This window comes from Arhodomonas sp. AD133 (assembly GCF_051195215.1).
GTDB lineage: Bacteria > Pseudomonadota > Gammaproteobacteria > Nitrococcales > Nitrococcaceae > Arhodomonas.
This window is the reverse complement of sequence record NZ_JBNAZM010000132.1, coordinates 1-1670: the sequence shown is the minus strand read 5'-3', so window position 1 is coordinate 1670 and position 1670 is coordinate 1. Positions and strand designations below refer to the sequence as shown.

The 1670-nt window shown below is 57.4% G+C and carries 3 protein-coding genes; all 3 read right to left on the bottom strand.

Translation table 11 applies throughout. The annotated features are described in order from the left end of the window. Nucleotides 1-42: 42 nt before the first annotated feature. From ACPEES_RS23295 to ACPEES_RS23285, 3 genes are read right to left on the bottom strand one after another with little or no spacing between them, the layout of a single operon-like run. The gene (locus ACPEES_RS23295) at nucleotides 43-537 is read right to left on the bottom strand and encodes a diiron oxygenase (RefSeq protein ID WP_435106882.1); all 495 of its coding nucleotides are present in this window, start codon (nucleotides 535-537) and stop codon (nucleotides 43-45) included. A 3-nt stretch (nucleotides 538-540) separates the two neighbouring features. Further along, nucleotides 541-804 carry a hypothetical protein gene (locus ACPEES_RS23290; RefSeq protein ID WP_435106880.1) on the bottom strand — a complete coding sequence of 88 codons (264 nt, stop codon included), beginning with the start codon at nucleotides 802-804 and terminating at the stop codon, nucleotides 541-543. 55 nt (nucleotides 805-859) lie between these two features. Further along, nucleotides 860-1594 (bottom strand): AMP-binding protein, encoded by a 735-nt coding sequence (locus ACPEES_RS23285; protein WP_435106878.1) that lies wholly within the window; start codon nucleotides 1592-1594, stop codon nucleotides 860-862. Between the last annotated feature and the right edge of the window lie 76 nt (nucleotides 1595-1670).

The window sequence follows — 1670 nt, the reverse complement described above, 5'->3', positions numbered from 1 at the left end:
GCAGGCGATGAAACACTGGTACGCTGACAGGCCCGATCTATTTCACAAAAAGCCACGGAATCGTCCGGGACCCGACATGTAACTGTTCCGGAAGAACTCACAGACTTCGTCGACCTCGGAGGACGACGCATTCTCGAAATAGTTCGAGACAATGTCCTTGGCGAACGCGATATGCCTCACTTCCTCCATGTGATGCTCTCTGAACAGCTTCCTTGTCAACGGGTCGATGAATTCGTGCTGGGTTTGGTAAATAGAGTTAAGCTCCGCGAACCATTCGATCAGCAGGTTCCAGAGTATCCCGTAGACTGGGTGACGGTGCGGTAGCTGTTTCTCGAAATCCGAGAAGTTCGGAATATTCTCGGGGTGGCTCCACATCGGCAGGTTGGCCACGTCGAGGTACCGCCGAAACATCATGGTGTGTACGATCTCCTCCCGTGAGAAGATCATCAGATACTCCCGGATGTCCGGTGACAGCTGCCCATGATACTTGTTGACGTAGCCGACATACAGCTCCGGCAGGGCCTGCTCGAGCCAGATGAATTACGAGACGTCCCTCGCCGTTTCCAGCCACAGTACTTCGTTCTTCTGCTCGGCTGTCATGCCGTCCCAGTAGGATGTACCGTACAGCCAGCCAGCTTCTTCTATCTTCGGTGGTTTCGAGAAGTCAACTCCCCGGGACCAGTCGACGACCGTTTCAAGATGCAGCAGTTTCCGGTGAGACGCATTGATCAGTGACTGAACCTTCTTATGGCTCCTGCCGGACACGACGATCGGGTCTTTTTGCCTGTTTTCTGCCCCTTCCATTTGGCATCCTCCTTCTCGTTGGGTAACAGCCTCGCCAAATTATTTTTCGGACCGCTTAGGCAACCACCGTTTCTTCGCGCAATTCGCGCCGCAGGATCTTCCCGACGTTCGTCTTTGGCAGCTCCTTCCGGAATTCGATGTACTTTGGCTTCTTGTACCCGGACAGTTGCTCCCGACAGTAGGCGAACAGCTGCTCCTCGGTCAGCGAGTCGTCCTGAGGCACGACGAACAGCTTCACGGCTTCACCCGAGCGTGCGTCGGGCTGCCCAATACAGGCGCATTCCAGGACGCCGGGATGCATTGCCACGACGCCCTCGACCTCGTTGGGATAGACGTTGAAACCGGACACCAGAATCATGTCCTTCTTGCGATCGACGATGCGCACGAAGCCGCGCTCGTCCATCACTCCGACGTCCCCTGACTTGAAGTAGCCCTCCGGCGTCATCACCCGTGCCGTCTCCTCGGGACAGTTCCAGTAGCCGTCCATGACCTGGGGGCCGCGGATGGCGATCTCGCCCGCCTGCCCGGATGGCAGTGGCTGATCGTCATCATCCAAGATCGCGATTTCCGTCGACGGGACCGGCAGTCCGATCGAGCCGGGAACGGCTGTGGTATCGGGCGGATTGAGCGTGGCCGTGGGTGACGTTTCGGACAGTCCGTAACCTTCGATGATCGGGCATCCGGTAACCTCGAGCCACTTTTCGCTCACGACCCGCTGCACCGCCATGCCTCCGCCAAGGGTGACCCGGAGACCGGAGAAGTCCCGCTTCGCGAAATCCCGGTTGTTCATCGTAAGCGCCGTTAAATCGACGCTCTTGCCTCAGTCGTATTGGGCGACTTTTTTCGAAGCGGGTAACCCGGCATTC